At 63.8% G+C, this 23,983-nt stretch carries 19 protein-coding genes; 5 read left to right on the top strand and 14 right to left on the bottom strand.

The window, feature by feature from the left end:
- Positions 1–10 precede the first annotated feature (10 nt).
- The 3 genes from ACQY7X_RS10625 to ACQY7X_RS10615 form a co-directional block, all read right to left on the bottom strand.
- Complete coding sequence (locus ACQY7X_RS10625) at positions 11–325, bottom strand: DUF2849 domain-containing protein (RefSeq protein ID WP_428249889.1); 315 nt, start codon at positions 323–325, stop codon at positions 11–13.
- Positions 326–339: 14 nt separating this feature from the next.
- Positions 340–1,725, bottom strand: a complete 1,386-nt coding sequence (gene cysG, locus ACQY7X_RS10620) for a siroheme synthase CysG (protein ID WP_428249888.1) — start codon at positions 1,723–1,725, stop codon at positions 340–342.
- Between the two features lie 181 nt (positions 1,726–1,906).
- Positions 1,907–4,138 carry a CHASE2 domain-containing protein gene (locus ACQY7X_RS10615; protein WP_428249887.1) on the bottom strand — a complete coding sequence of 744 codons (2,232 nt, stop codon included), beginning with the start codon at positions 4,136–4,138 and terminating at the stop codon, positions 1,907–1,909.
- 211 nt (positions 4,139–4,349) lie between these two features.
- Between ACQY7X_RS10615 and ACQY7X_RS10610 the strand changes: the two genes are divergently transcribed.
- Both ACQY7X_RS10610 and ACQY7X_RS10605 read left to right on the top strand, forming a co-directional pair.
- On the top strand, positions 4,350–5,666 hold the full coding sequence (locus ACQY7X_RS10610) for a tetratricopeptide repeat protein (RefSeq protein WP_428249886.1): 1,317 nt from the start codon (positions 4,350–4,352) through the stop codon (positions 5,664–5,666).
- 11 nt (positions 5,667–5,677) lie between these two features.
- A complete protein-coding gene (locus tag ACQY7X_RS10605) occupies positions 5,678–10,408 on the top strand; it encodes a FecR domain-containing protein (RefSeq protein WP_428249885.1) in 4,731 nt (1,576 codons plus the stop codon).
- 59 nt (positions 10,409–10,467) lie between these two features.
- Here ACQY7X_RS10605 and ACQY7X_RS10600 read toward each other — a convergent pair whose 3' ends face one another.
- The 4 genes from ACQY7X_RS10600 to ACQY7X_RS10585 are packed head-to-tail and all read right to left on the bottom strand — an operon-like array spanning position 10,468 to position 13,363.
- Positions 10,468–11,139 (bottom strand): DJ-1/PfpI family protein, encoded by a 672-nt coding sequence (locus ACQY7X_RS10600; RefSeq protein ID WP_428249884.1) that lies wholly within the window; start codon positions 11,137–11,139, stop codon positions 10,468–10,470.
- Between the two features lie 27 nt (positions 11,140–11,166).
- A complete protein-coding gene (locus tag ACQY7X_RS10595; RefSeq protein ID WP_428249883.1) occupies positions 11,167–12,174 on the bottom strand; it encodes a fatty acid desaturase family protein in 1,008 nt (335 codons plus the stop codon).
- 57 nt (positions 12,175–12,231) lie between these two features.
- Complete coding sequence (locus ACQY7X_RS10590) at positions 12,232–12,690, bottom strand: hotdog fold domain-containing protein (RefSeq protein WP_428249882.1); 459 nt, start codon at positions 12,688–12,690, stop codon at positions 12,232–12,234.
- 1 nt (position 12,691) lies between these two features.
- A complete protein-coding gene (locus ACQY7X_RS10585) occupies positions 12,692–13,363 on the bottom strand; it encodes a TetR/AcrR family transcriptional regulator (protein ID WP_428249881.1) in 672 nt (223 codons plus the stop codon).
- A 125-nt stretch (positions 13,364–13,488) separates the two neighbouring features.
- On the opposite strand from ACQY7X_RS10585, the gene ACQY7X_RS10580 reads away from it, so the two are divergent.
- Both ACQY7X_RS10580 and zapE read left to right on the top strand, forming a co-directional pair.
- On the top strand, positions 13,489–14,556 hold the full coding sequence (locus tag ACQY7X_RS10580; protein WP_428249880.1) for an NAD(P)H-dependent flavin oxidoreductase: 1,068 nt from the start codon (positions 13,489–13,491) through the stop codon (positions 14,554–14,556).
- 31 nt (positions 14,557–14,587) lie between these two features.
- Positions 14,588–15,721 (top strand): cell division protein ZapE, encoded by a 1,134-nt coding sequence (gene zapE / locus ACQY7X_RS10575; protein ID WP_428249879.1) that lies wholly within the window; start codon positions 14,588–14,590, stop codon positions 15,719–15,721.
- 8 nt (positions 15,722–15,729) lie between these two features.
- On the opposite strand, the gene ACQY7X_RS10570 is transcribed toward zapE, so the two are convergent.
- From ACQY7X_RS10570 to ACQY7X_RS10540, 7 genes are all read right to left on the bottom strand, one after another.
- Positions 15,730–17,037 carry a pentapeptide repeat-containing protein gene (locus ACQY7X_RS10570; protein ID WP_428249878.1) on the bottom strand — a complete coding sequence of 436 codons (1,308 nt, stop codon included), beginning with the start codon at positions 17,035–17,037 and terminating at the stop codon, positions 15,730–15,732.
- A 193-nt stretch (positions 17,038–17,230) separates the two neighbouring features.
- A complete protein-coding gene (locus ACQY7X_RS10565; RefSeq protein ID WP_428249877.1) occupies positions 17,231–18,022 on the bottom strand; it encodes a succinate dehydrogenase iron-sulfur subunit in 792 nt (263 codons plus the stop codon).
- A 13-nt stretch (positions 18,023–18,035) separates the two neighbouring features.
- Positions 18,036–19,823, bottom strand: a complete 1,788-nt coding sequence (gene sdhA, locus ACQY7X_RS10560) for a succinate dehydrogenase flavoprotein subunit (protein ID WP_428249876.1) — start codon at positions 19,821–19,823, stop codon at positions 18,036–18,038.
- Between the two features lie 3 nt (positions 19,824–19,826).
- On the bottom strand, positions 19,827–20,222 hold the full coding sequence (gene sdhD / locus ACQY7X_RS10555; RefSeq protein WP_428249875.1) for a succinate dehydrogenase, hydrophobic membrane anchor protein: 396 nt from the start codon (positions 20,220–20,222) through the stop codon (positions 19,827–19,829).
- A gap of 10 nt (positions 20,223–20,232) precedes the next feature.
- Complete coding sequence (gene sdhC / locus ACQY7X_RS10550; RefSeq protein WP_428249874.1) at positions 20,233–20,619, bottom strand: succinate dehydrogenase, cytochrome b556 subunit; 387 nt, start codon at positions 20,617–20,619, stop codon at positions 20,233–20,235.
- A gap of 177 nt (positions 20,620–20,796) precedes the next feature.
- Entirely contained in the window at positions 20,797–21,858 is a 1,062-nt protein-coding gene (locus ACQY7X_RS10545; protein WP_428249873.1) for a MaoC family dehydratase, read from the bottom strand.
- Positions 21,859–21,881: 23 nt separating this feature from the next.
- A complete protein-coding gene (locus tag ACQY7X_RS10540; protein WP_428249872.1) occupies positions 21,882–22,775 on the bottom strand; it encodes an HpcH/HpaI aldolase/citrate lyase family protein in 894 nt (297 codons plus the stop codon).
- Positions 22,776–22,901: 126 nt separating this feature from the next.
- Here ACQY7X_RS10540 and pdxY point away from each other — a divergent pair, with 126 nt between their 5' ends.
- Positions 22,902–23,783 (top strand): pyridoxal kinase, encoded by an 882-nt coding sequence (gene pdxY, locus ACQY7X_RS10535; RefSeq protein ID WP_428249871.1) that lies wholly within the window; start codon positions 22,902–22,904, stop codon positions 23,781–23,783.
- Positions 23,784–23,983: the final 200 nt, after the last annotated feature.

Genomic DNA, 23,983 nt, shown 5'->3' with positions numbered 1-23,983 from the left:
GACGATTTCCTCAGGCTGCTTTCGTCGCCGACTCTTCGGTCGTTGGTCCTTGGGCGCGGATGCGCTCGCGGAACTGCACCGGCAGCGGGGGCGTGCTGCCAGGCTCGACCGGCACCAGATAGGGTGCCACTACAATGTTGCGCGCCGCCTGGGCATTGGCTTCGGCAAGCAGATCGGCAGCGGCGGCCTCATCGGGCGCCACGGCTGCGTCCGTGATGCTGCGGCTCCAGGCCGCCGCGGCGGTGAGATAGACCACATCGCCACGCACCAGATGATTGGCGGTGACGATCTGCGGGTTGTTCTTGAGCTTCGGGGCTTTGGCCATGGGGGCGGTCTTTCTCAGGCAATCTTGCGCTGCGGCGACGCGGCAGCGGTAACACGGGCGCGGGCGGCAACGGCGCCGAGCACCAGCAAGGTGGGGCCGGAGCCATGGCGCTGGCCCAACGCCACCAGATCGGCTAGCCGGCCCTGGCTGACGATCTGATCCGGGCGGCTGCCATTCTCGATCAGCGCCACCGGCAGATCGGCGGCAACGCCATGCTTGAGCAGGGCATCGCGGATTGCTGCCGCCTGACTCAGGCCCATATAGATCACCAGCGTCTCATCCGCCTTCACGCGTTCGGCCCAGGCCAGGGCTGCCGCGCCGCTCTTGTCATGGCCGGTGACCAGGGTGAGCGCGCGGCTCATGTCGCGATGGGTGAGCGGGATGCCGGCAGCAGCAGCGCAGCCGAGTGCTGCCGTGATGCCTGGAATCACCGTCACCTCGACGCCATGGGCTTCAAGGTGATCAACCTCCTCGCCGCCACGGCCGAAGATGAAGGGATCGCCGGCTTTCAGCCGCACCACGCGCTTGCCGGCCTCTGCGGCCTGCAGCAGCAAGGCGTTGATGCCGGCCTGGTCGATGCGGTGGCTGCCCTTGCGCTTGCCGACAGCAACGCGCTCGGCATCGCGCCGCGCCCGCTCCAGCACAGCCGGCGCCACCAGATCATCGTAGAACACCACATCGGCGGCGCTGAGCGCGCGCTGCGCCGCGATGGTGAGCAGATCGGGATCGCCGGGGCCACCGCCGACGATATGCACCACGCCGGCAATCTCTGCCTGCGGGCGGTTCAGTTCGCGCAGCATGGTCTCGCGCGCGGCCGTGAGGCGGCCTTCCAGGGCCTGGGCCGCCGCCGGGCCATCGAACACGCGGCGCCAGAAGGCGCGGCGGGCTTCCGCATCGGGCAACATGCGGCTGACGCTGGAGCGGAAATCCCCGGCCAGTTTCGCCAGATCGCCAAGCCGGCTCGGCAGCATCGCCTCGATTTCGGCGCGCAGCCGGCTGGCCAGCATCGGCGCGCTGCCATCGGTGGCGATGCCGACCGTGATATCGCCCCGGCGCACGATGGCCGGCACGGTGAAATCGGACAGGTCGGCACGGTCCACCACATTGATCAGCAGGCCGCGCGCCTTTGCGGCGGCAGCTACCTGCTCATCTATATTGGGATCGGCACTGATAACGATCAGGAAGCCTTCCAGCGCCACCGGCGAGAAGGTTTCGGCGCGGTGCCGGATCGCCCCTTGAGCGACAAGACCAGCCAGTTCGGCATTGAGCGCGGGTGCCAGCACGGTCAGCACGGCCTCGGCATCGCGCAGCAGCCGCACCTTGCGGGCGGCATTCTCCCCGCCGCCGACGACCAGGACCGGCCGTTGGCGCAGAGTGAGGAAGGCGGGGAAGGAAGACATGGGGCAGCTCCAGGGGCGGCATCGCGCGGGAACGCCTGGATCGACATTCCCCGCTAGCAGTCTGTGCCAGGGAATATTTTACACGCACATATCATAGTCAAGCATGTTTCACATAATTGAGTTCAGTTTTATATTATTTCACATTCCTTATATGATAAAATAAACTAACTTGTTGATTTACCTACTTTGAAGTGGCAACGAACACCCCATCCCAGTTGGCGCCCGGCGGGCTGGCGCGGTACTCCCCGATCCGCTCCAGATAGAGGTCATAGAGGTCCTCCAGTTCAGGGTTGGCCTGGGCCCGTGCCCGGGCCGCTGCCTCCGCCGCATCCCAATCCTGGCCGCGATAGGCCGCCAGCATGGCGCTGTGGTCGGCCTGCAATTGCTGGAAGTCCGGGCTGGCCGCCTTGGCGGCATCGCCGAGCAGGGCGAAGATGCGCACCGCCTCGGTCTTGCCCTTCACCGCGATCAGATCCAGTTCCAGCATCGCCCAGTCCGAGGCCTGATCCTTGGTCGCCTCGCCGACCACGATGCCGACGCCATAGGTCTTGGACTGGCCTTCAAGCCGCGAGGCCAGGTTCACGGCATCACCCAGCACGGAATAATCATAACGCTGCTTGGCCCCCATATTGCCGACCACGCATTCGCCGGTATTGAGGCCGACACCAATATTGATCGGCACGAAGGGCTTCGACGCCTCCTTGGCCTCGGCCTCCAGCGTGGCATTGAGCTGCTGGAGGCGCTCGAACATGCGTAGGGCCGCGGCGCAAGCATGGTCGGCATGTTGCGCATCATCCAGCGGCGCATTCCAGAATGCCATGATGCAATCGCCCATGTATTTGTCGATGGTGCCGTGGCGATTCAGGATCACATTGGTCATCGGCGTCAGGAAGCGGTTGATCAGCTTGGTCAGCCCTTGCGGATTGCCCTTGTACTGCTCTGAAACCGCCGTGAAGCCACGGATATCGCAGAACAGGAAGGTCATGACGCGGGTTTCGCCGCCCAGCTTGACGCGCTCAGGATGAGCGGCGAGCTGTTCCACCAGATCGGGCGACACATAGCGCGAGAACACGCCGCGCACTTGGCGCTTCTCGGCTTCGGTGCGCATGTAGCCGACCAGCGAACCGGAAAGATAGACCAGGAAGCCGGCGAGGCTCGGCGTCACCGGATCAATCAGCAGGGTATGGACGCTGTAGCCATACCAGGAAAGCCCGAAGGCGAGCAGGATGGCGCCGCCGCCAAACAGGGCCGTACCGACCGCGCCGCCGCGCGCCAGAAGTATGATCAAACCGATGCCCAGCACGATGGTGAACACCCATTCCAGGCCTTCCGACCAATCCGGCCGTTGCAGGTAATGGCCAAGCAGCACCTGCTCGATGGCCTGGGCATGGGCCTCCACACCCGGCATCACCGGATTGATCGGCGACGGCCGGATATCGCGCAGGCCAGCCGCCGAGGTGCCGATCAGCACGATATTGCCTTCCACCAGGGCAGGATCGAATTCGCCGTCCAGCAGTTTCCAGGCCGAGAGATAGCGTTTCGGTTCCGGCAGGGTGAAATGAATCAGAATCTGACCATCGGCAGTGGTCGGCACCACATAATTGCCGATCTTGATGTTGTTGATGCCGGTGGCGGCCCCCAAGGCAGTCTCGCCGCTGGCACCGGAAGATTTCACAACATAGCTGCGGGCATTCTGCGCCACGCGCAGCGACTCGGCGACGATGCTGGGCAGCAGCTGGCCGTTAAGCTGGAACAGCAGCGGCACGGAGCGCACCACCAGATCGCGGCCGGGATGGAAGTTGAACGAGCCGTTGCCGGCGGCGGCGGCCTCGAAGGCCGGCAGGGTCGGCACGGTGCCGTGGAAATCACCCTGCAGGAATGGGCGCGGATTGTCGCCGGCAGTGGCAAAACCCGCGCGCAATCTGGGCTTTCGGTCATTCTTCTCCTCGGTGAGGACAAAGCCGGTGACGGCATTCTTGGCCTGGCCGAGAATATCGGCGAGCATGGCGTCATGGTCCGGCAGATCGGCCAGGCGCTGGGTGATATCCTCCGCGCCGGTGATCTTTTCCCACAGCTTCGCCACCTGAGCCGGTGAAGTACGGTCGGGTTCCGCGAACACGATATCGAACACGATGGCGGCAGCGCCGGCATTGGCAAGCTGGGCCACCATCTCGGCCACCACCGGGCGCGGCCACGGCCATTGCAGGCCGCTCTTCTCCAGGCTCTCGTCGTCGATATCGATCACCCGTACCGGCGCCTCCTGGAATGGCCTGGGCGCAATGCGCTGGTAATAATCGAACACGATTGTGCGGAAATCTGACAGCAGCCCAGCCGGATCCAGCCCGCGCAGGCCTAATGCCGCCAGGAGAACCAGGGTCGGCACATAAACACTGGCTTGCCTGAACCACTTCATCTTTGCCCCCGACCCTTGCCGCCTTTTTATGGGGTTTTCCACAGCATCGTGAAATCACCCTAAATTCGCGGATAACCAATACGAACCCACTTCGCAACGAAGAAGAAATTGCTTATTCTGAGCTTGGTTGCAAGCAGCGTATAACAAGTAGTGCTTCAGGGAAGCTCCAGACGTGTCGCCTCACAAGAAAAAAACTTCGCGCCGCCTCGCCATGTCTGCGCTCGCCTTGATCGGCAGCCTGCTTTGCGCAGAGCCGGCAACAGCACAGCAGCAGATCAACTACTCACCGGAATACGATGCCGCCTTCAAGGCGATGCTCAGTGATCCCGGCAATCTCGACAAGACATTCGCCTTCGCTGGTGAAGCGATCAAGGCCGGCGATCTTGAAGGCGCGGTGGCGGCACTGGAGCGCATGCTGTTCATCAACCCGAATCTGCCGCGCATCCAGCTCGAACTCGGCGCGCTGTATTTCCGCCTCGGTTCATACGAAGCCGCGCGCGCCTACTTCCTCACCGTGAAGGATGATCCCAACGCGCCGGCGGAAGTGAAAACCAAGGTGGATAGCTTCCTCGCCGAAATCGACAACCGCCAGAAGCGGCATAAATGGTCGGGGTCGGTTTTCGCCGGCGTGCGCTGGCAATCCAATGCCAATACCGCTTCCGCCGATGGCGTGGTGTCGGTGCAGGGCGTTGCCTCAACGCTGGATTCGCAGTTCACACAAAAGAAGGACTGGAATGCCTTCGCGGCGGTCAGCGCCAAGCATACCTACCAGATGGACCAGGCGCTGCCCGATACCTGGGATACCTCGATCACCACCTTCGGCTCGCGCCAGGCGGCGCAGAAGACCGTGGACGTGTCGCTGGGCGAAATCACCACCGGCCCCAGCCTGAAGATTTTCCCCGGCAATGATTACGATCTCACCTTCCGCCCCTATGGCCTGATCACCTATGTGGCCATCGACGATGTGCGCGACTTTTTCTCGCCCGGTGCCGGCGCCTCGCTGACTGCGACACTCAATCCGCTGACGCTCGCGGAGCTGACCACGGAATGGCGCGACAAGCGTTACCGCAACAGCTTCAAGAGCCCGAGCAAAAGCGACCGCGACGGCCTGGAACGCGCGCTACGCGCCCGCATCGTGCGGGTGATCAGCGAAGATCTCAGCATCAATCTCGGTGGCAGCCTGACCAAGCAGGAAACCCAGGCCGATGCCCAGGGCAGCTTTGAATATTCCTGGAGCTTTGGCGCGGCGTGGAATTTCGACTCGCCGATCGACAAGACGATGCCGCGCTGGACACTGATCGGCAGCGTCACCCGCGCCTTCACGCCCTATGAAACCCAGGATGCCACCATCGACCCGAACATTACCCGGTTCGACAAGGATTGGCGCTTCTCGGTGACACAGGCGATACCGATCAACAAGGACTGGACGGTGATCGCCATGGCGGCCCGCACCATCCGCTCATCGTCGCTGCCAAACTACCAGTATACCAACAACGCCATGACGCTCGGCGTCAGCTACCGTTTCTAGGAGCACAAGCCATGACCGCACGCCGCACGACCCGCGCCGCCGCCCTGGCCGTTCTTCCCGCCCTGGCCCTCTTCGCCTTGCATCCCGCCCTTGCCGCCTCCGAACCCATCGGCGTGGCGGCAGCGGTGAACCCCGATGCCGCCGGCACCCCGCCGCAGATGCAGAAGCGCCTGATCGAAGTCGGCACCAACATGCTGAAGGACGAGAAGGTGGAGACCGGCCCGAACGGCCAGGTGCAGTTGCTGTTCAACGACGGCAGCGCCATTTCCATTGGCCCGAACAGCGAGATGGTGCTGGATACCTTTGTCTATGATCCGGCCAAGGGCACCGGGCAGATGGCGGTTTCGGTGGCCAAGGGCACCTTCCGCTTCATCGGCGGCAAGATTTCCAAGGAAAACCCGGTGCAGATCAAGGCCGGCAGCGCCACCATGGGCATCCGTGGCGGCGTGGTCGTCATTCAGGCCATACAAAACGTCCCGCCGAACGCCTCGCCGTCGGCCCCCCCGTCATCGGTTCCCCCATCGATCTCATCCACCGCCACCTTCGTGTATGGTAACCAGCTAAGCGTGACCCAGGGCGGCACCACGCAGGTCACTTCGGTGCCAGGCACCGCGATCTTCGTGCCGCCTGCCGGTCCGCCGGAACCGCCGCAGATTGTGACCGCGCAGCAGATGCGCCAGACCAATGCCCAGACCACCAAGCAAAGCAGTTCCAGCAGCAGTAGTGGTGGCGGCGGCAACGACAGTGGCGGCGGCTCGACCGGCGGCGGCAGTATCGAGGCCGGGTTGTCCAGTTCCGGCGTCTCGCAGCAAAACTCCGCCAATTCGCCATCGTCGATGTCGACGATATCGCCGGCGCCCCAGGTGCAGCAGCAGCAGAGTTCCAATCCTGCGCCGCAGCAATCCAGCAGCACGGAACAGGCCAGCAAGTCGGTCAGCAGCAGCCAGAATCAGAGCCAGAACCAGCAGGCGACGAACACCAATCAGCCGGTGATCACGCAATTGCCCGGTCGGATCGGTCGCTTCCTGTATGACAATGGCAGCACGGCGGAGATTTTCTCCAGCACCAACACCACCACCGGCAACGCCACGGTGAACCCGACCTATAATCAGAGCCTCAATAGCGGCAGTTTCCGGCTCTATGCCGCCAACCAGAGCGCATCCACGTCGCTGCAGGCAACTATCGGGTCCACGCCCATCGGCACGGGCACCACGCTGACTCTGCCGATCAACACCTACGATTCCGCCTTCAGCCTTTCCGTCTCCAACTCGCCGTACGGCTCTATCAACGGCAGCGGCTACGTCAGCACGGACCGCGACTTCTTCTATTACTCGCTGCAGAGCCAGTTCGCCTCCACCACCAAGCTGGTGACGTTCGGCGGCACGCCGACCACCACCGCCAATTTCAAGCATAGTGGCTACAGCACCTATACCCTGCTGAACGGCGTGAACAGCGTGGCGCTATTGAGTTCGGAGTTGAACAGCACCGCAGCTGCCACCAGCGCCCAGGTGTCGAAGCTCTACTCGAATCATTCCAACAACATGCAGCCCAGCGGCATGACCGGCGCGCTCGCCACCAACCTGCAGGCGACGATTTCGATTTCCGGCCAAGGCGCCAGCCAGGCTTCGATGCTTTCGGGCATGACCGGTGTATTCGCCAACGATACCGCCCAGAACGACGTGGTGCTGACCGGTGGCTTGAACGGCTCCTATCGCGCGAATGCCACAAGCAACCTGCGCAATTATACCTCCAGCGTCAGCAGCGCCGCCGCAGGCAGCAATGGCTCCTCGGTGTTCGGCGCCACTGGCGAATATCTGGTGCTGACGCCCGACAGCCTCTACCTCGACACCGATACCGAGGCCGTTACCCGCACCATGAAGATCGGCGTTTCCTCGCTGGCCGGCACCACGCCAGTGGTGGACGATTATTTCTTCATGAACGGTGCCACACGCACCAGCAATCCCAGCATTGTCACCAGCCCGAACCGCAGCAGCCGCACCCTGCAAGGCTATGCCTCCGGTATGCTGGAACGCGCCGGGCAGACCGATCAGATCCTCTACACCAAGGATCATCTTCCGACGAACGTGTCGCTGACCACCAATGCCACCAGCAATCAGGCAAGCGCCAGCTTCGTCCTGCGTGGCAGCACGCAGGATTTCACGATTGAATTCGGCGATGTGAATGCCGGTCTCAACGACAGCGTTTCGCGTTCCTCCTTCATCAACGACAGCCTCTATGCCGCGCGCGAATCCTATGCCCGCACCAGCAAGGTTGATTCCACGTCGGTGCAGAGCGCGCAGAATTTCCTGGCTTCCTCCGCGCTGGCCAGCGTAAACAGCAGCTTTGTCAGCTCCGGCAACGCATTCTGTTCCACCTGCACCGACCTATCCTGGGGCTGGTGGCTCAGCAACATGCAGGAAGCCAGTGCCGGGCCGAATGACCGCGTGCATATGGGCACCTTCGTCACCGGCCTGCTGCCGGCGACCAACGCCATCCAGCAGACCGGCACCGCCACCTTCCGCGGCCAGGCACTCGGCAGCGTGACCAGCGGCACCAACCGCTACCTCACCCTGGGCAACTATCTCCAGACCTGGAACTTCGCCAGCAAGACCGGCCAGATCTACATCACCAATTTCGACGGCTATAATTTCGTCGGTTCGGCCTCCACTCCGAGCAATGACCGTGACTTCAATGCCAACCTGACGCAGCTGTACGGCACTGGAATCAGCGGCGCGGTTTCCGCCTCCTTCTTCAGTGACGGTTTGGGCAATAACGCCAAGTATGTCGGTGGCGAATTCACCCTGACCGGCACCGGCTATCAGGCCATCGGCACCGTTGCGGCTTCCAGCAACACCACGTCCACAGGCTTCCTTGGCCGCTTCCTGCGCTCCGACCCGACCAACAGCATCAATGCATTCACCGGCTTCAACAATTCCACTTTGCGTGCCACAGCGGTGAGCACCTATAACAACGCCAATATCACCTTCACCCGGCTGGATCAGACCTGGATGAAGGCCGCCACCACCGAGGGCGATCTGTATTTCTATGCCGTGCCGGCGAGCAGCAGCTATTCCGCCGGTGCCGGCACCGTGATTTCGCCCTACGGCCAGCAGGCCGGCACGGTGTATTACGCCGCTGATCAATCCTTCTTCTTCGCCGGCTTGCGCGACAGCCTGGACAATACCGCCCGCACTGTGGTGTTCGGCGGCAACCCGACGCCACGCGTGGATTTCCCCACCACCGGTCTGGCGGCCTACAATATGGGCCAGGGCAACAACCCGGTGCCCTTCGCCAACACCGCGATCAGCTTTACCGGCAATGCAAATCTGTCGAACGTCCGCGAGGTTTCGCCGCTTTACGCGGCCTTCTCCAATAACCTCACTTATGCCGGCACCAGTTCCTCGCCGATCCGCGCGGTGCATACCCAGGCCTCCATTGGCATCTACGGCCAGGGCGCCAGTCAGCAATCTTTCCTGGTCGCGGAAACCGGCAATTTCGTCGAGGAAGCGGCGAATAACGACGTGGCGCTGACCGGCGGCATGCGCGGCTCGATCCGCTACAGCGACACCGACACCACCACCCGGCTGGTCAGCAATGTGACCAGCGCCGATGCTGATACCCGCAACGCCATCTACGGTTCCAATGCCGATCATATGGTGCTGACCCCGGATGCCACGGTAAATAACACCGTCGACAGCACCATCGACCGCGAGACCGCCCTGGCCTTCAATCAGCCGCATACCAACCTGACCGGCAGCAGCTACAACTTCTTCGAAGTGGCGAACCGGCAGACCACTTATAACGGCACGCTTTCCAACCCGGGGCGCAACGACCTGACGCTGAACGGCTATGCCGGCGGCCTGATGGAAGTGAGCCCGCTGGGCAATGGCACGGTTTCCGGCACCGACCGTGTGCTGGTGAACCAGAGCGGCACCGCCGCCGACGTGACGATCCAGACCAGCGCCACCAACAACCGCGTTTCCAGCAGCTTCGCCCTCGGCGATGTGCTGAACGGCACCAGCACCAACAGCTACCTGGTCAAGATGGGGTCGATTACCGGCACATCCAACGGCTCGTCGGCCTTCATCAACGACAATATCTTTGCCGCCCGCGACGTTTCCGGCGCCACCGACAACACCTTTAACGGCGGCGCCGGCGTGAATGGCGGCACTTCGGTGAGCGTGGACCAGCGCGGCATCATGGTGACCAGCACCCTGGCCTCGGTGAGCAGCAGCGCCATACCGAATGACGTGACGCTGTGCAGCTGCGAATATCTGAAATGGGGCTGGTGGATCACCGATATCCGCCACAATACCGGCGACACCATCAACGAGCGCGACCGCGTGCATCTGGCCACCTGGGTCGCCGGCGTACTGCCAAACGTCGCCGAAGTGCCGACCACTGGCACCGCCAGCTACACCGGCAACGTGATCGGCAACGTGAACAACAACGGCTCCCGCTACGTCGCCATCGGCAACTATACGCAAAGCTGGAACTTCGCCACCAAGGGCGGTACTACCACAATCACCAGTTTCGACAATCTGGCCAATATCACCGGCGCGCTCAACTCGGCCAACGGCCGTGACTTCAACGGCAGCCTGAGCGGCACCGGCATCACCGGACAGCTTGCGGGTTCGTTCTTCAAGGGCGGCACCGATCCGGTGAAGGCGGCGGCGGGCAACTTCACACTGACCGGCACCAACTACCAGGCCGCCGGCACCTTCGCCGCACAGAAGCCGTAAGTCAGATTACTCCAACCGCCCCGAACCATCGGGGTGGTTGGAGAATTAAAGCCGCCCTCCTAGAGCCTGGCTGCCGCAGCCTTGCTGGCCGCCATGCGCTTTTCCAGCATGGGTGCCATCGCGCCGCGCATCCTGCCCAGTACGGCTTCGCCAGCGCCCTCGGGTGAACCGGCATTGAACGGCGGCGCCGGATCATACTCGATCGAAAGCTGGATCGCCTTGGCGACATCCTCGCCCAGCATCTCGGCCACCAGCTTGAGCGCGAAATCGATCCCGGCGGTGACGCCGCCGCCGGTGACGCGGTTGCGATCCACCACATAGCGCGCCTGCACCGGCTTGGCGCCGAACATCGCCAACTGGTCATGCGATGCCCAATGGGTGGTGGCCTTGTAGCCTTTCAGCAGACCGGCGGCGCCGAGCACCAGGGCGCCGGTGCAGACAGAGGTGATCCAGCGCGCGCCATCGGCCTGGCGGCGCAGGAATTCCAGCACCTCGTCATCCAGCATCAGATCGATCTGCCCCGGGCCGCCCGGCACGCAGATCACATCCAGTTGCGGCGAGTCCTGCAGCGTCATGCTCGGCAGCATGCGCAAGCCACGGTCATCGCGCACCGGATCGAGCGTCTTCCACAGCAGATGCACAGTGGCGCCCGGCGTGCGGGCGAATACCTCGAAAGGCCCGGTGAGATCGAGTTGCGTCAGGTTGGGAAACAGCAGCAGGCCGATCTGCATGGCACTCTCCTTCGGACTATCAGGCCGTCAGGCCGGTTTAGCTTGCACTGGCCGCTCGGCAAAGATGCGCCGCAGCGTGTCGCGGATATCGCGCACCTCGGCGCCGTGCAGCAGGCCACGCGCCTGCATTTCGGCATGGGCACGACGCAGGTTGTAGAACGGGATCGCCGGATAGAGATGATGCTCGATATGATAATTAACCTGATGCGGAAACATCAGCCAGATCAGCCAGGCCGGCCCGGTATTGCTGCGCGCCGCCAGCAGCGGCGACGCCGTGTCGCTCACCGCGCCATGCTCACAGATGGCGCGCAGCCGCAGCAAAGCCTGCAGCAGCGTCACCAGGGGCAGCAGCCATAGCACCAGGTATTCGACCAGATAGCCGCCGGCATAGGCTGCAATGGGTGCGGCAACATGAAATCCCACCACCCACCAGCGGTCGATGCGCGCGGCCCGGCGCAGTTCCGGTGCCGTATCATCCAGCGGGCGGTTGACGGCAGCGGCATCGTCGTTGATCGCCGGGGCGCCGAAGAAATAGGCGTAAGTCTTGGGTGCTGTGGCGCCAGTAAGATCGCGCAGCAGTTTCTTCACCAGATAGGCACGACCGCGCGGATAGCCACCATGCAGCGGAATATCAGGGTCGCGGGCTTCGTAGAGATGATTGTGGTGCAGGCGGTGCACCACGCGGTAGGTGCGCATCGATATGCCGACCGGTATGGCCACCAGGCAGCCGACCAGATCGTTGAGCCAGCGCTGCGCGAACAGGCGGTAATGCGCGGCATCATGTGCCAGCACGAAACAGGCCTGCTGGCGCGAGCAGATCACGATCAGCAGCGGCGCCACTACCCAGGGAGTCCACCAGATCAGGCAGGCGGCAATCGCCAAGGCCAGCACGCCAACCGTCTCGATCACGCCCAGCATAGCGGGCCAGAAGGCAAGCTGGTAGAGCCGCTTCAGCACCTCCGGCGGCAGGCCGGCGGCGCGGCGGCCATCGGCACGGAACTCCCTGCCTTGTTCGGTTTCCCTCGGCGTTTCCATCCGCCAAGAATAGCCAGCACCAGGGTAGCGCGGAAGCCCCTCAGGCCAATGCGCCAGTCAGGCTGGCCCAATACGCCAGCGTGGCCGCGCCAGCATCACCAGATCGCCGGCCTGGTCGCGCAATTCGACACAGCCCTGCACATCCTGCGGTTTCGACCAATCCTGGTCTTCTATCCGGCAGTCGGCAGTGATCGGTCCGCGCGCCTTCTTGATGAACTCGCTGTCCATGCCGGTAACGATCCAGCGGCCCTGCTTTGGCTGGCCGGTACTCATCGCCAGATTGGCCGTGGTCTCGGCCAGCGTGATCAGCGCCGTGGCATGGATTGAGCGCAAATGGTTGCGCACGCCGCGGCGGTCGGCCAACCGCATGCGGGCGCGGCCCGGTTCCAGGCTCAGCACATCGGGCCGGATCGTCGCGGCATAAGGCACGACAAAGCCGAGCATACGGCCAAAGAGATAGCGGCCGCCCGGCAGGCGGCAGAAACGGTGCCATTGCGTCATCAGCGGCGCGGCCATGTCATTTGCTCCTGGGCATGGTGAGGGCGGCAACCGCGAGGTCGCCGAGATGCTGGATCGCCTGGGCCGGTGTTTCCTTGGCCTGGCCATCGAGCCAAAGCCGCAGCCAGAGCTGTGCCGGACCGATCAATTGTGCCAGCAGGATTTCCGCCGGCATCTGGGTGAGCAAAGCCGCACCCTGGGCCTGGCGGAACAGCACGCCAAGCTGGCCATGGAAGGCGCGCGTGCCGGCGCGGATATCGGCATCCGCCTTGGCCAGCGCACCGGCGCGGCGCGCGGTGGCGAGAAACGCTGCCTCGGCGCGATGCTGCGTCGCCCAGCCGATATGCCCGGTAACACAGGCGCGGATCAGGCCGGCGGCATCGCCGCGAGTCTTGGCCAATGCCGCAAGCAAGGCTTCGCGTGAGGCCGTCAGGCAATCGGCATAGAGCGCGGCGGCGATGCCTTCGCGGTCGCCGAAGAAGTGATAGATGCTGCCCGTGCTGGCGCCCGCAGCTTCGCGGATCATCTCGATGGTGGTGCCTTGCAGACCATGGCGCGAGAAACAGCCAAGGGCCGCGGCGAGAATACGCCCGCGCGTGATTTCGCCGCGCGGTGGCTTCGGCAGCGCCTTGGGCAGAGGTTTCGGTCGAAGGGCAAGAGCGGATTTGGCCATGGCCGGACTATATGCCATTTAGAATATTTTTCTAGAATAATATTTTAATTACCATAAGACGGCTGATTTCCGCTGGCGCCGCCCCATCATCGGGTCCAGACTGCCGGGAAACGTCTCGCCCCGCCGGCAGCAGGAGGAATGTCATGCTGTTTGCCAATGCTTTCACGCGTCGCCTCGGCCTCGATCACCCTCTGGTGCAGGCACCGATGGCCGGCGAAACCTCCACCGTGCCGCTCAGCCTGGAAGCCAGCAAGGCAGGCGCTCTTGGTTCGCTCGGCGCGGCGTATTTCCCGCCGGCCAAGCTGCGCGAGTCGATTCGCGCCATGCGTGCCGGCACCAGCCGCAGCTTCGCGGTGAACCTGTTCATCCCCGTGCCCTGGGGCCGCGATCCGGCACGCGAAGCCGCCTATGCCGCCGAGATCGCGCGGGCACATCAGGCACTCGGCCTGGAGCCACCGCAGCCGCCGGCACAGATCGAGGAAAGCTTCGAGGCGCAGATGCAGGTGGTGCTGGAGGAAGCGCCGCCGGTTTTCAGTTCCACCTTCGGTGCGCCGGATGCGGAACTGGTGAACGCGCTGCATCAGCGCAATGTCTATGTGATCGGCACCGCGACGACCGTGGCGGAAGCCCTGGTACTGAAGCAGCGCGGCGCAGACGCCATCATTGCACAGGGCTCGGAAGCCGGCGGCCATCGCGGCAGTTTCCTCAAGCCATTTGGCCAGTCGATGATCGGCACCATGGCCCTGGTGCCGCAGATTGTTGATGCCACCGGCCTGCCGGTGCTGGCGGCGGGCGGCATCGGTGATGGCCGTGGCGTGGCCGCCGCCCTCTGCCTGGGCGCCAGCGCCGCAGCCCTGGGCACGGCGTTTCTATTGTCGCCGGAAAGCGGCGCCAGCGCCGCCTACCGCGCAGTACTGGGCAGCCCGGCACAGACCGAAACCACCATCACCCGGGCCTTTTCCGGCCGCCCGGCACGCGGCCTGCGCAATGATTTCCTGGAACGCCTGGAAGGCCGCGAGGACATCATCCCGGATTACCCGATCCCCAATGCCTGGAGCCGGCCAATGCGCCAGGCGGCAGCGCGCCAGGGCGAGGCCGGTTATCTCTCGCTATGGGCCGGACAGGCCGCCGCCATGACACGGGCCGAGCCTGTAGCCGCGATTATCAGCCGCGTGATGGTGCAGGCGCGCGCCGTGCTGGGCGAGCCTTGATGCCGGGCCTCTTCGTTGCTAGGTCCTGAGCATGGGACCGTTGGAGACTTACCGCGCCAAGCTGGCGGCGGGCGAATTGCAGGGTGACGAGGCGCAGGAGCTTGCCGCCGAGAAGCTTGAACTGCTGAGCCGCCGGTTGGCGCATTACACACCCGGCCAGGGTGATGAAGGCTGGCTGCAACGCCTGAGCTTCGGCCGCAAGCGCGAGCCGGCACCCCAGGGCCTCTACATCTTCGGCGAAGTCGGGCGCGGCAAATCCATGCTGATGGATCTGTTCTTTGCCACGGCGCCGGTGGCGAAGAAACGCCGGGTGCATTTCCACGCCTTCATGCAGGAAGTGCATGCCGCGATCTTTCGTTACCGCAATCTGCCGGAAGACACGCCCGAGAAGAAAAAGGGCGGCGACGATCCGATCAAGCCGGTAGCCAAGGCCATCGCCGAGCAGGCTTGGCTGCTCTGTTTCGATGAATTGCAGGTCAGCGATGTGGCCGACGCCATGATCCTGGGTCGGCTGTTTCAGAAGCTGTTCGACCGTGGCGTGGTGGTGGTGGCGACATCCAACCGCGCGCCGGATGACCTCTATCTCAACGGCCTCAACCGGCCGCTTTTCACGCCCTTCATCGCCTTGTTCAAGGAAAAGCTGGACGTGCTGCAGCTTGCCGCCGCGCGCGATTACCGGCTGCAACGGCTTTCCGGCGCCAAAGTGTGGCATAGCCCGCTGGGTGCTGCATCCGATGCCGCCCTGGCGCGCGCCTTCGCACTGCTGACCGATGACGATGCCGGCGAGCCGGCGGATATCGAATTGCTCGGCCGCAAGCTGCATGTGCCGCGCCAGGCGCGCGGTGTCGCCTGGTTCAGCTTTGCCGAATTATGCGAAAGCCCGCTCGGGCCGGCGGACTTCCTCGCCATCGCGCGCGGTTTTCATTCGGTGATCCTGGGCGGTATCCCGGAATTGGGGCCGGACAAGCGCAACGAGGCCAAGCGTTTCGTGACGCTGGTCGATGCGCTCTATGAAGCCAAAGTGAAGTTGATCGCCTCGGCTGCGGCGCCGCCGGAAACACTGTATCCGAGCGGGGATGGCGCTTTTGAATTCCAGCGCTGCGTCAGCCGCCTGAACGAGATGCAGAGCGACGATTACCGCGCCCAACGCCACATCACAGCTTAAAAAACGGATTAGTTCGGCAGCAAAAGATCACGCGCGCCTTCGGTGCGGGCATCGTTCAGCATCGTGTCGGAAAGCTTGGCGCCGGTGAAACGGCCATCGGTCAGGTCGGCACCGGTGAGATTGGCCTGGGTCAGATCGGCATCGCGCAGATCGGCACCCACCAGGCTGACGCCGGACAGATTGGCACCAATCAGTTTCACCTGCTTCAGCTTGGCGGCGCTCAAGTTGGTGCGGGCAACGCGGCCGGCACGGGCCTCATCGCGGATCGCCGAGAGATTCGACGGGGACATATCGGCGCCATCCAGCACCGCGCGGCTCAAGTTCGCACCGCGCAGATTGGCCTTGCGCAGATCGGCCTTGCGCAGATCGGCGAAATTCAACCGGGCCAGGGCCAGATTGGCGCTGGCCAGCAAAGTTTCAGCAAAGCAGGCACGCTCCAGCAGCGCACCCATCAGGTTGACGCCGGAAAGGTTCATGCCACGGAAATCGAAATCGGAGAGATCGGCCCGCTCGCCCTCGCGGCCTTCGCTCATCACCCAGGCGGCATGGCGTTCCAGCAGCGCCGACAATTGCTCGCGGCCGTGGCGCGACACGGCGGCGAACACCGCTTCGGCGAATTCCGGCAGGCTGCGCATCGCCTGATCCAGGATGGCGCCACGCATGTCGGCACCGGTGAAATTGGCGCCATCCACCGAGGCACCAGCCAGGTTGGCACCAGATAGATTGGCGCCACTGAAATCGGAACCGGCGAGATTGGCTTCATTCAGCCGCGCCGAAACAAGCTGCGCCTTGCGCAGATCGGCACCGGCAAGATCGGCCTTGCCGAGATTGGCATCGGCGAAATCAGCATGCAGCGCGAAAGCCTTGCCCAGGCTGGCACCGGCCAGATCAGCACGCTGCGCCGAGGCGCCGGAAAGATCGAGCGGGCGGCGTTGCGCCGAGGCATCGGTAAGGCGGCCTTCGGAATCATAGACCGGCGCCACCGCGTCGCCACCATCGATCTCGGCGAAATTGGCATCATTCAGGCCAGCGGCACGCAGGCAGGCACCGCGCAGATCGGCCCAGCGCAGATCGGCGCCATCAAGTGTTGCATTGCGGAAATCGGAACCGGCACATTTGGAAAGCGACAACCGCGTGCCATCGAGCCGGGCGCGATGCAACCGCGCGCCGGTCAGATCGGCCTGGGCGAGATTGGCACCGGAAAGGTCGGCGTCGGACAGATCGGTATAGGAGAGCTTCGCCGGCTTGGCATCGCTGCGTCCCGCCAGATGTGCCTCATGCTCCCGCATCACCTCACGGAGGCGTTCCTGGCTCATCTTAGCCAGCTGTCGGGGAGCATCTTTCAGAAGATTCGGCATACCAACGTCAACGCTTGCTGTGACACCATATTACGCTGTGGTATGGGGCGCCGCAGCAAAAATAAACCCAAATGTGACCAAAGCAGCAGCGCCCACCCTTATGGTTGCTCCCGCCCGGTCACCCTACCTGATTACGTGCAAAACCCGTGCTTCAGCCCCGGCGCTCCACCATCTTCTGTTTGATTTCACCGATTGCCTTGGCCGGATTCAGGCCCTTGGGGCAGGTATCGGTGCAATTCATGATGGTATGGCACCGGTAGAGCCGGAACGGATCTTCCAGATTATCGAGGCGTTCGCCGGTCATCTCATCACGGCTGTCGACGATCCAGCGATGCGCCTGCAGCAGAACGGCCGGGCCGAGATAGCGGTCGGAATTCCACCAATAGCTCGGGCAGGAGGTGGAGCAGCAGGCGCAGAGGATGCACTCATAGAGACCATCCAGCTTCTTGCGGTCCTCGGCCGATTGCAGGCGCTCGCGCGCCGGTGCGGGGCTCGCGGACTGCAGCCACGGCTTGATCGAGGCATACTGTGCGTAGAAGTTGGTGAGGTCGGGCACCAGATCCTTCACCACCGGCATATGCGGCAGCGGGTAAATCTTCACCTCGCCCTCCACTTCCTCGCAGGCTTTGGTGCAGGCCAGCGTGTTGCGGCCATCGATATTCATGGCGCAGGAACCGCACACACCTTCGCGGCAGGAGCGGCGGAAGGTGAGCGACGGATCGACCTCGTTCTTGATCTTGATCAGCGCGTCCAGAACCATCGGGCCGCAATCGTTCATATCGACAGTGTAGGTGTCGACACGCGGATTCTGGCCGTCATCGGGATTCCAGCGATAGACCTTGAAGGTCCGCAGGCGCTGCTCGTGATTGCCCTCGCTCTTGGGGGCGGGATGCGTCTTGCCTTGGGTGACGCGGGATTTGGTCGGCAGAGTGAAAGCAACCATTTGGGGCGGCCCTTCAGTAAACGCGCTTCTTGGGTTCGATATACTGGATCTCGTTGGTCAGCGTGTAGGTATGCACCGGCCGGAAGTCGATGTTCACCTTACCCTTGCTGTCCATCCAGCTCAGCGTGTGCTTCATCCAGTTTTCATCGTCGCGATCCGCGTAATCCTCGCGGGCATGGGCGCCACGGCTTTCCTTGCGGTTGGCGGCACCATGCATGGTCACCACCGCCTGGCCGATCAGGTTGTCCAGCTCCAGGGTTTCCACCAGATCGGAATTCCAGATCAGGCCACGGTCGCTGACGGCGATGTCCGGCATCTGGCGGTTCACGTCATCGATCAGCTTCACGCCTTCTTCCAGCACGTCGCCGGTACGGTACACGGCGCAGTTATTCTGCATCGTGCGCTGCATCTTGTCGCGGATCACCGCGGTCGGCGTAGCGCCCTTGGCATGGCGGAAGTGATCGAAGCGGGCCAGCGCATCATCGCCGGCATTCTTGATGTCGCGATGCTTGGCGCCCTTGTCCACCACCTTGGCGGCGCGGATGCCGGCAGCGCGGCCGAACACCACGAGATCGATCAGCGAATTGGAGCCGAGGCGGTTGGCGCCATGCACCGACACGCAAGCGGCTTCGCCAATCGCCATCAGGCCGGGTACCACGGTATCCGGGTTGCCATCCTTCAGGGTCAGCACTTCGCCATGATAATTGGTCGGGATGCCACCCATGTTGTAATGCACGGTGGGCAGCACCGGGATCGGCTGCTTGGTCACATCCACGCCAGCGAAGATCTTGGCGCTTTCCGAGATGCCGGGCAGGCGGTCTTCCAGCACCTTCGGATCAAGATGATCGAGATGCAGGAAGATGTGGTCCTTGTTCTTGCCGACGCCACGGCCCTCGCGGATTTCCATGGTCATGGCGCGGCTGACAACGTCGCGCGAGGCGAGGTCCTTGGCGGACGGTGCATAGCGTTCCATGAAACGCTCGCCGGCGGAATTCACCAGATAGCCGCCTTCGCCACGCGCACCCTCGGTGATCAGGCAGCCGGAGCCGTAGATGCCGGTGGGGTGGAACTGCACGAATTCCATGTCCTGGAGCGGCAGGCCGGCGCGCAGCACCATGCCGCCGCCGTCGCCAGTGCAGGTATGGGCCGAGGTGCAGGAGAAATAGGCGCGGCCATAGCCGCCGGTGGCCAGCACCACCGTATGGGCGCGGAAGCGGTGCATCGAGCCATCGGCCAGATTCCACGCCATCACGCCACGGCAGGCACCTTCATCGTCCATGATCAGGTCAAGGGCGAAATACTCGATGAAGAACTCGGTGTCATACTTCAGCGACTGCTGATACAGCGTGTGCAGGATGGCATGGCCGGTGCGGTCGGCCGCCGCGCAGGTACGCTGCGCCGGGCCCTTGCCGTATTCCCGGGTCATGCCGCCGAAGGCGCGCTGGTAGATCTTGCCTTCCTCGGTGCGCGAGAACGGCACGCCGAAATGCTCCAGCTCGATCACGGCGGGGACGGCCTCGCGGCACATGTATTCGATGGCATCCTGGTCGCCGAGCCAGTCCGACCCCTTCACGGTGTCGTACATATGCCAGCGCCAGTTATCCTCGCCCATATTGCCAAGCGCGGCGGAGATGCCGCCCTGTGCCGCCACGGTGTGGCTGCGGGTGGGAAAGACCTTGGAGATGCAAGCGGTCTTGAGGCCGGCAGCAGCCAGGCCCATGGTGGCGCGCAGACCGGCGCCGCCGGCGCCGACCACCACCACATCGTAGAAATGTTCGGTGACGTTATACGAGGCGGGCATGGCTCAGGCTCCGAAAAACAGCTTCAGGATCGACAGCGCGGAAAGCGCGCCGACCAGGAACACGGCGAAGGTGGTGCCAAGCTGAACCAGCAGCTTGGTGCCTTCGGTGTGGATGTAATCTTCGATCACCACCTGCAGGCCGAGCTTGAGATGCCAGAACACCGCCAGGACGCCGAGCAGGGCAACCACCGCCAGCAGCGGGTGCTTGAAGGCGGCGGCAACGGCGGCATGATCCGCCGTACCGAGCTTGAGGACCACGACGGCGAGGATCAGCACCAGCGGCACCAGGGCCACGGCGGTAACCCGCTGCAGCCACCAATGCTGCACGCCTTCCTTGGCCGAACCGAGGCCGCGCACGCTCTTGAGCGGACTGCGCATGGACTTGTTGTTGTTGCTCATGGCGCGCTCCTCACTTCCAGGCGTAGGCCAGGATCCAGGCCAGCAGGGTCAGCGCCACGGAGGCGATGATCACGATCCAGGCCGAGCGGGCGGCAACCGCCTTCTCGTAGCCATGGCCGAGGTCCCAGGCGAGATGCCGGATGCCATTGCACAGGTGGTAGAACAGCGCCCAGGTGAAGCCGAGCATGATCAGGCGGCCGAGCCAGGAGCCGAGCACCGCCTGCACCAGGGCGAAATAGCTGGGGCCGGCGGCGGCGGCGATCAGCCACCAGGCCAGCAGCAGGGTGCCGAGGCCGAGGCCGACACCGGTGATGCGGTGCAGGATCGAGGTGATCGCCGTGATCGGCAACCGGTAGACCTGCAGATGCGGAGAGAGCGGTCGTTCGATATTCGCCATTTCATGCCTTCGTGCTGGGGCGCGTGCCGGGGAGACCACAGGAGGCGGCCAGCCCAACACCCGGAAAGCTAGGGGAGGATTGTAGATTCCACCCCTGTCTAGTCAATGATTCCGGGGACTTCTTACTCCCCACCCCCCGCCTGCCGCAAGGGTAATAGGCGGATCGGGCCGGCCGGCCTATTTGCGCGGCATCAGCACCCAGTAATCGAGGTCCAGAACCACGTTTTCGAGGTATTTGCCCTCGGCGTCCTTGTCCGGGAAGCCCTCGGCCGGCCGGTCCTTGAGTGCCACGGTGCGGACCCGGAGCGCGCCGACATCGCCACGGCCATCGACACGGGCCTTGTCGAGGATTTCCGACCAGGCATAGACAGTGTGGCCGGCCTGGGTGGGATTGACATGGCGCCCGCCATTGATGGCAGCGACGAAAGCGCCGTTGCCCAGGCCATTGAAACTGAGCGAGCGGGCCAGCGAGATGATATGGCCGCCATAGATCAGGCGCCGGCCCTGCCCATTATTCGCCTGATTGGCGCGGTACTGGTCGAAATGCACCTTAGCGGTGTTCTGGTACAGCCGCGTGGCAAGCTGATGCTCGGCCTCCTCGATGGTCATGCCATCGACATGGTCGATCTTCTCGCCCACGGCATAATCCTCCCAGCCATGCGGGCTGCCGGCCAGCGTCCAGTCATACTGGGTGAAATCCATGCCGGCGGGGATGCGCAGCTGGTCGGCCCGCACCGCACTGGCCGGCTGCGGCACGCGCTCGGCGGCCAGCGGGGCATTTTCATCACGCTTGCGCACCATCACCCAGCGCACATAATCGAGCACCAGTTCGTCACCGTCCTTGTAGCCCTGGCTGCGGACATAGACGACACCGCTCTTGCGGTTGGAATTCTCCTTGATGCCGATGATGCGGCTGACCGCCGAGAGCGAGTCGCCGGGATAGACCGGGCTGAGCCAGCGGCATTCGGCATAGCCGAGATTGGCCACCGCGTTGAGCGAGATATCGGGCACGGTCTTGCCGAACACGACATGGAAGGTGAGCAGATCATCCACCGGGGCGCGCTTGAGGCCGAGCTTGCGCGAGAAACTATCGGCGGACGGCACCGGGAAACGGCTGCCATAGAGCGCGGTATAGAGTGCCACATCGCCCCAGCCGACGGTGCGCGGCGTGGCGTGGCGGATTTCCTGGTCGAGGCGGAAATCCTCAAGGAAATTGCCCATATTGGTCTTGCTTGCCATGTTTCCCACCCCTTCCCCGACGCTTATGCCTGGCGCAGCGAATTGATCGCGGCGGCTAGCGCCGTGAGCCGCTTGGCCTGCGCCACATGCAGATTCTCGATCAGCTTGCCATCCACCAGCACCACGCCCTTGCCTTCGGCGGTGGCAGCCTCGAAGGCGGCAATGATCCTGTGCGCGCGCTCGACTTCCGCCGCCGAGGGCGCGAATACCGCGTTGCAGGGCTCGACCTGCTTCGGGTGGATCAGCGTCTTGCCGTCGAAGCCATATTCCAGGCCCTGCTCGCAGGAAGCCTTGAAGCCGGCATCGTCGTCGAGATCGAGATTCACGCCATCGAGAATGGCGAGGCCATAGGCGCGCGCCGCCAGCAGGCAGAGCGACAGCGAAGCGGCAACCGGCAGGCGCAGCGGGGTATGGCGCGCATTCAGGTCTTTCACCAGATCGGACGTGCCCATGACCAGGCATTCCAGACGCGGATGCGACGCCGCGATGGCCTCGGCATGCAGGATGCCCTTGGGCGTCTCCATCATCGCCCAGAGCCGGGTGCGCAGCGGCGCGCCATGCTTGACCAGCAGATCGGCGGCCTGCTGGATCAGTTCGGGGTTTTCCACCTTGGGCAGCAGCACGGCATCGGGGCCGGCAGCGGCAGCAGCGGCCAAGTCATCCAGCCCCCAAGGGGTATCCAGCCCATTGGTGCGGATGATCAGTTCTCGGCCGCCATAACCGCCAGCCTTCACCGCATCGCAGACCTGCTGGCGCGCCACCGCCTTGGCATCGGGTGCCACGGCATCTTCCAGATCGAGGATCAGGCCATCGGCGGGCAGGGTCTTGGCCTTGTCCAGCGCGCGGGCATTGGAGCCCGGCATGTAGAGCACCGAACGGCGCGGCCTGACACTGATTTCCGGAAGGCTGCCCTGCATCGTCGATCCCCCATGCTGCACTGCGAAATAATTGCCGGCCACTATAATAGCCGGCCCTCCCGTGGCAAGCTCCGGCACGACCTGCACGGGAAAAGAGCCCGCACGGAAAAAGAGAAAGCCAACAGCGTGTCCATCCTCGCCATCCAGAGCCAGGTGATCCATGGCCATGTCGGCAACAGCGCCGCCACCCTGCCGCTGCAGCGCCAGGGCTTCGAGGTGCTGGCGATCCCGACCGCCGTGCTGGCCTTCCATCCCGGCAAACTCTATCCCGGCCAGGGCGGCCCCGCCCCGGTGCTGACCGAACCGGCGGCGATTGATGCCTGGGCCGGCGCGCTCGCCAGCCTGCCGCATTGGGGCCGGCTGAAAGGTGGTATTACCGGCTGGCTCGGCCGGCCGGCCATCGCCGAAGCCGCCGCCCGCGCCATGCTGGCGGCCAAGGCTGCCAGCGTGAATTTCCACTGGCTCTGCGACCCGGTGCTGGGCGACAGCGATACCGGGCTCTATGTCGATCCCGGCCTGGCGGCGATGCTGCGCGACGAATTGCTGCCCAACGCCGCCTCGGCGACGCCGAACCGCTTCGAGCTGGAATTCCTCACCAGCCGCCCGGCCGAAACCCTGCCCCAGGCGCTCGCCGCCGTGGATGCGCTGCGCAGCCGGCTGGATCCGAGCGGCCCGCGCATCGTGGTGGCCACCTCGCTCGGCCGCCGCGATGGCGGCCAGGGCAGGATAGAGGCCCTGGCGGTGGATGATGGCGGGGCCTGGCTGCTGTCTGTGCCCGATCTGGGGCCAACAACGCCGAAAGGCGCCGGAGATCTGTTCGCTGCCCTGTTCTTGGCTCGCCTGCTGCGCGGCAAAACCATGAAAAAGGCCGCCGCCTTCGCCATGGCCGGCTGCCATGGCGTGCTGCGCCATGCGGTGATGGCCGGCAGCCCGGACATGCTCTACGCCCAGGCCCAGGAAGAAATGCACAGCCCGAGCCGCGAGCCGAGCATCGAGCGCCTGCGCTGAAGCCTGGGGAGCGCCTGCGCTGAGAGCCAGGGGAGCCTGCGTTGAGCGCCGACTCTGAAACAGCGGAAAATCCGGTATTCCGGTTTTTTTGAGCCTATTCCGCGTTATCCGGTCTTATGCCGGCTTATTTTTCCTTATTTCTTCTTATTTTGGCTTATTTCGCCTTAAGTCGCCGAAATTTTCCATAATAATTCTAGATT

The organism is Ferrovibrio sp. (assembly GCF_965278975.1).
Taxonomy (GTDB): Bacteria; Pseudomonadota; Alphaproteobacteria; order Ferrovibrionales; family Ferrovibrionaceae; genus Ferrovibrio.
Note: the sequence above shows the minus strand (reverse complement) of the source record. Positions and strands in the feature narration are given on the sequence as shown.

Coding starts and splice junctions, on each gene's coding strand:
- ACQY7X_RS10625 (WP_428249889.1), bottom strand. CDS start 325: ATGGCCAAAGCCCCGAAGCTCAAGAACAACCCGCAGATCGTCACCGCC.
- cysG (WP_428249888.1), bottom strand. CDS start 1,725: ATGTCTTCCTTCCCCGCCTTCCTCACTCTGCGCCAACGGCCGGTCCTG.
- ACQY7X_RS10615 (WP_428249887.1), bottom strand. CDS start 4,138: ATGAAGTGGTTCAGGCAAGCCAGTGTTTATGTGCCGACCCTGGTTCTC.
- ACQY7X_RS10610 (WP_428249886.1), top strand. CDS start 4,350: ATGTCTGCGCTCGCCTTGATCGGCAGCCTGCTTTGCGCAGAGCCGGCA.
- ACQY7X_RS10605 (WP_428249885.1), top strand. CDS start 5,678: ATGACCGCACGCCGCACGACCCGCGCCGCCGCCCTGGCCGTTCTTCCC.
- ACQY7X_RS10600 (WP_428249884.1), bottom strand. CDS start 11,139: ATGCAGATCGGCCTGCTGCTGTTTCCCAACCTGACGCAACTCGATCTC.
- ACQY7X_RS10595 (WP_428249883.1), bottom strand. CDS start 12,174: ATGGAAACGCCGAGGGAAACCGAACAAGGCAGGGAGTTCCGTGCCGAT.
- ACQY7X_RS10590 (WP_428249882.1), bottom strand. CDS start 12,690: ATGGCCGCGCCGCTGATGACGCAATGGCACCGTTTCTGCCGCCTGCCG.
- ACQY7X_RS10585 (WP_428249881.1), bottom strand. CDS start 13,363: ATGGCATATAGTCCGGCCATGGCCAAATCCGCTCTTGCCCTTCGACCG.
- ACQY7X_RS10580 (WP_428249880.1), top strand. CDS start 13,489: ATGCTGTTTGCCAATGCTTTCACGCGTCGCCTCGGCCTCGATCACCCT.
- zapE (WP_428249879.1), top strand. CDS start 14,588: ATGGGACCGTTGGAGACTTACCGCGCCAAGCTGGCGGCGGGCGAATTG.
- ACQY7X_RS10570 (WP_428249878.1), bottom strand. CDS start 17,037: ATGAGCCAGGAACGCCTCCGTGAGGTGATGCGGGAGCATGAGGCACAT.
- ACQY7X_RS10565 (WP_428249877.1), bottom strand. CDS start 18,022: ATGGTTGCTTTCACTCTGCCGACCAAATCCCGCGTCACCCAAGGCAAG.
- sdhA (WP_428249876.1), bottom strand. CDS start 19,823: ATGCCCGCCTCGTATAACGTCACCGAACATTTCTACGATGTGGTGGTG.
- sdhD (WP_428249875.1), bottom strand. CDS start 20,222: ATGAGCAACAACAACAAGTCCATGCGCAGTCCGCTCAAGAGCGTGCGC.
- sdhC (WP_428249874.1), bottom strand. CDS start 20,619: ATGGCGAATATCGAACGACCGCTCTCTCCGCATCTGCAGGTCTACCGG.
- ACQY7X_RS10545 (WP_428249873.1), bottom strand. CDS start 21,858: ATGGCAAGCAAGACCAATATGGGCAATTTCCTTGAGGATTTCCGCCTC.
- ACQY7X_RS10540 (WP_428249872.1), bottom strand. CDS start 22,775: ATGCAGGGCAGCCTTCCGGAAATCAGTGTCAGGCCGCGCCGTTCGGTG.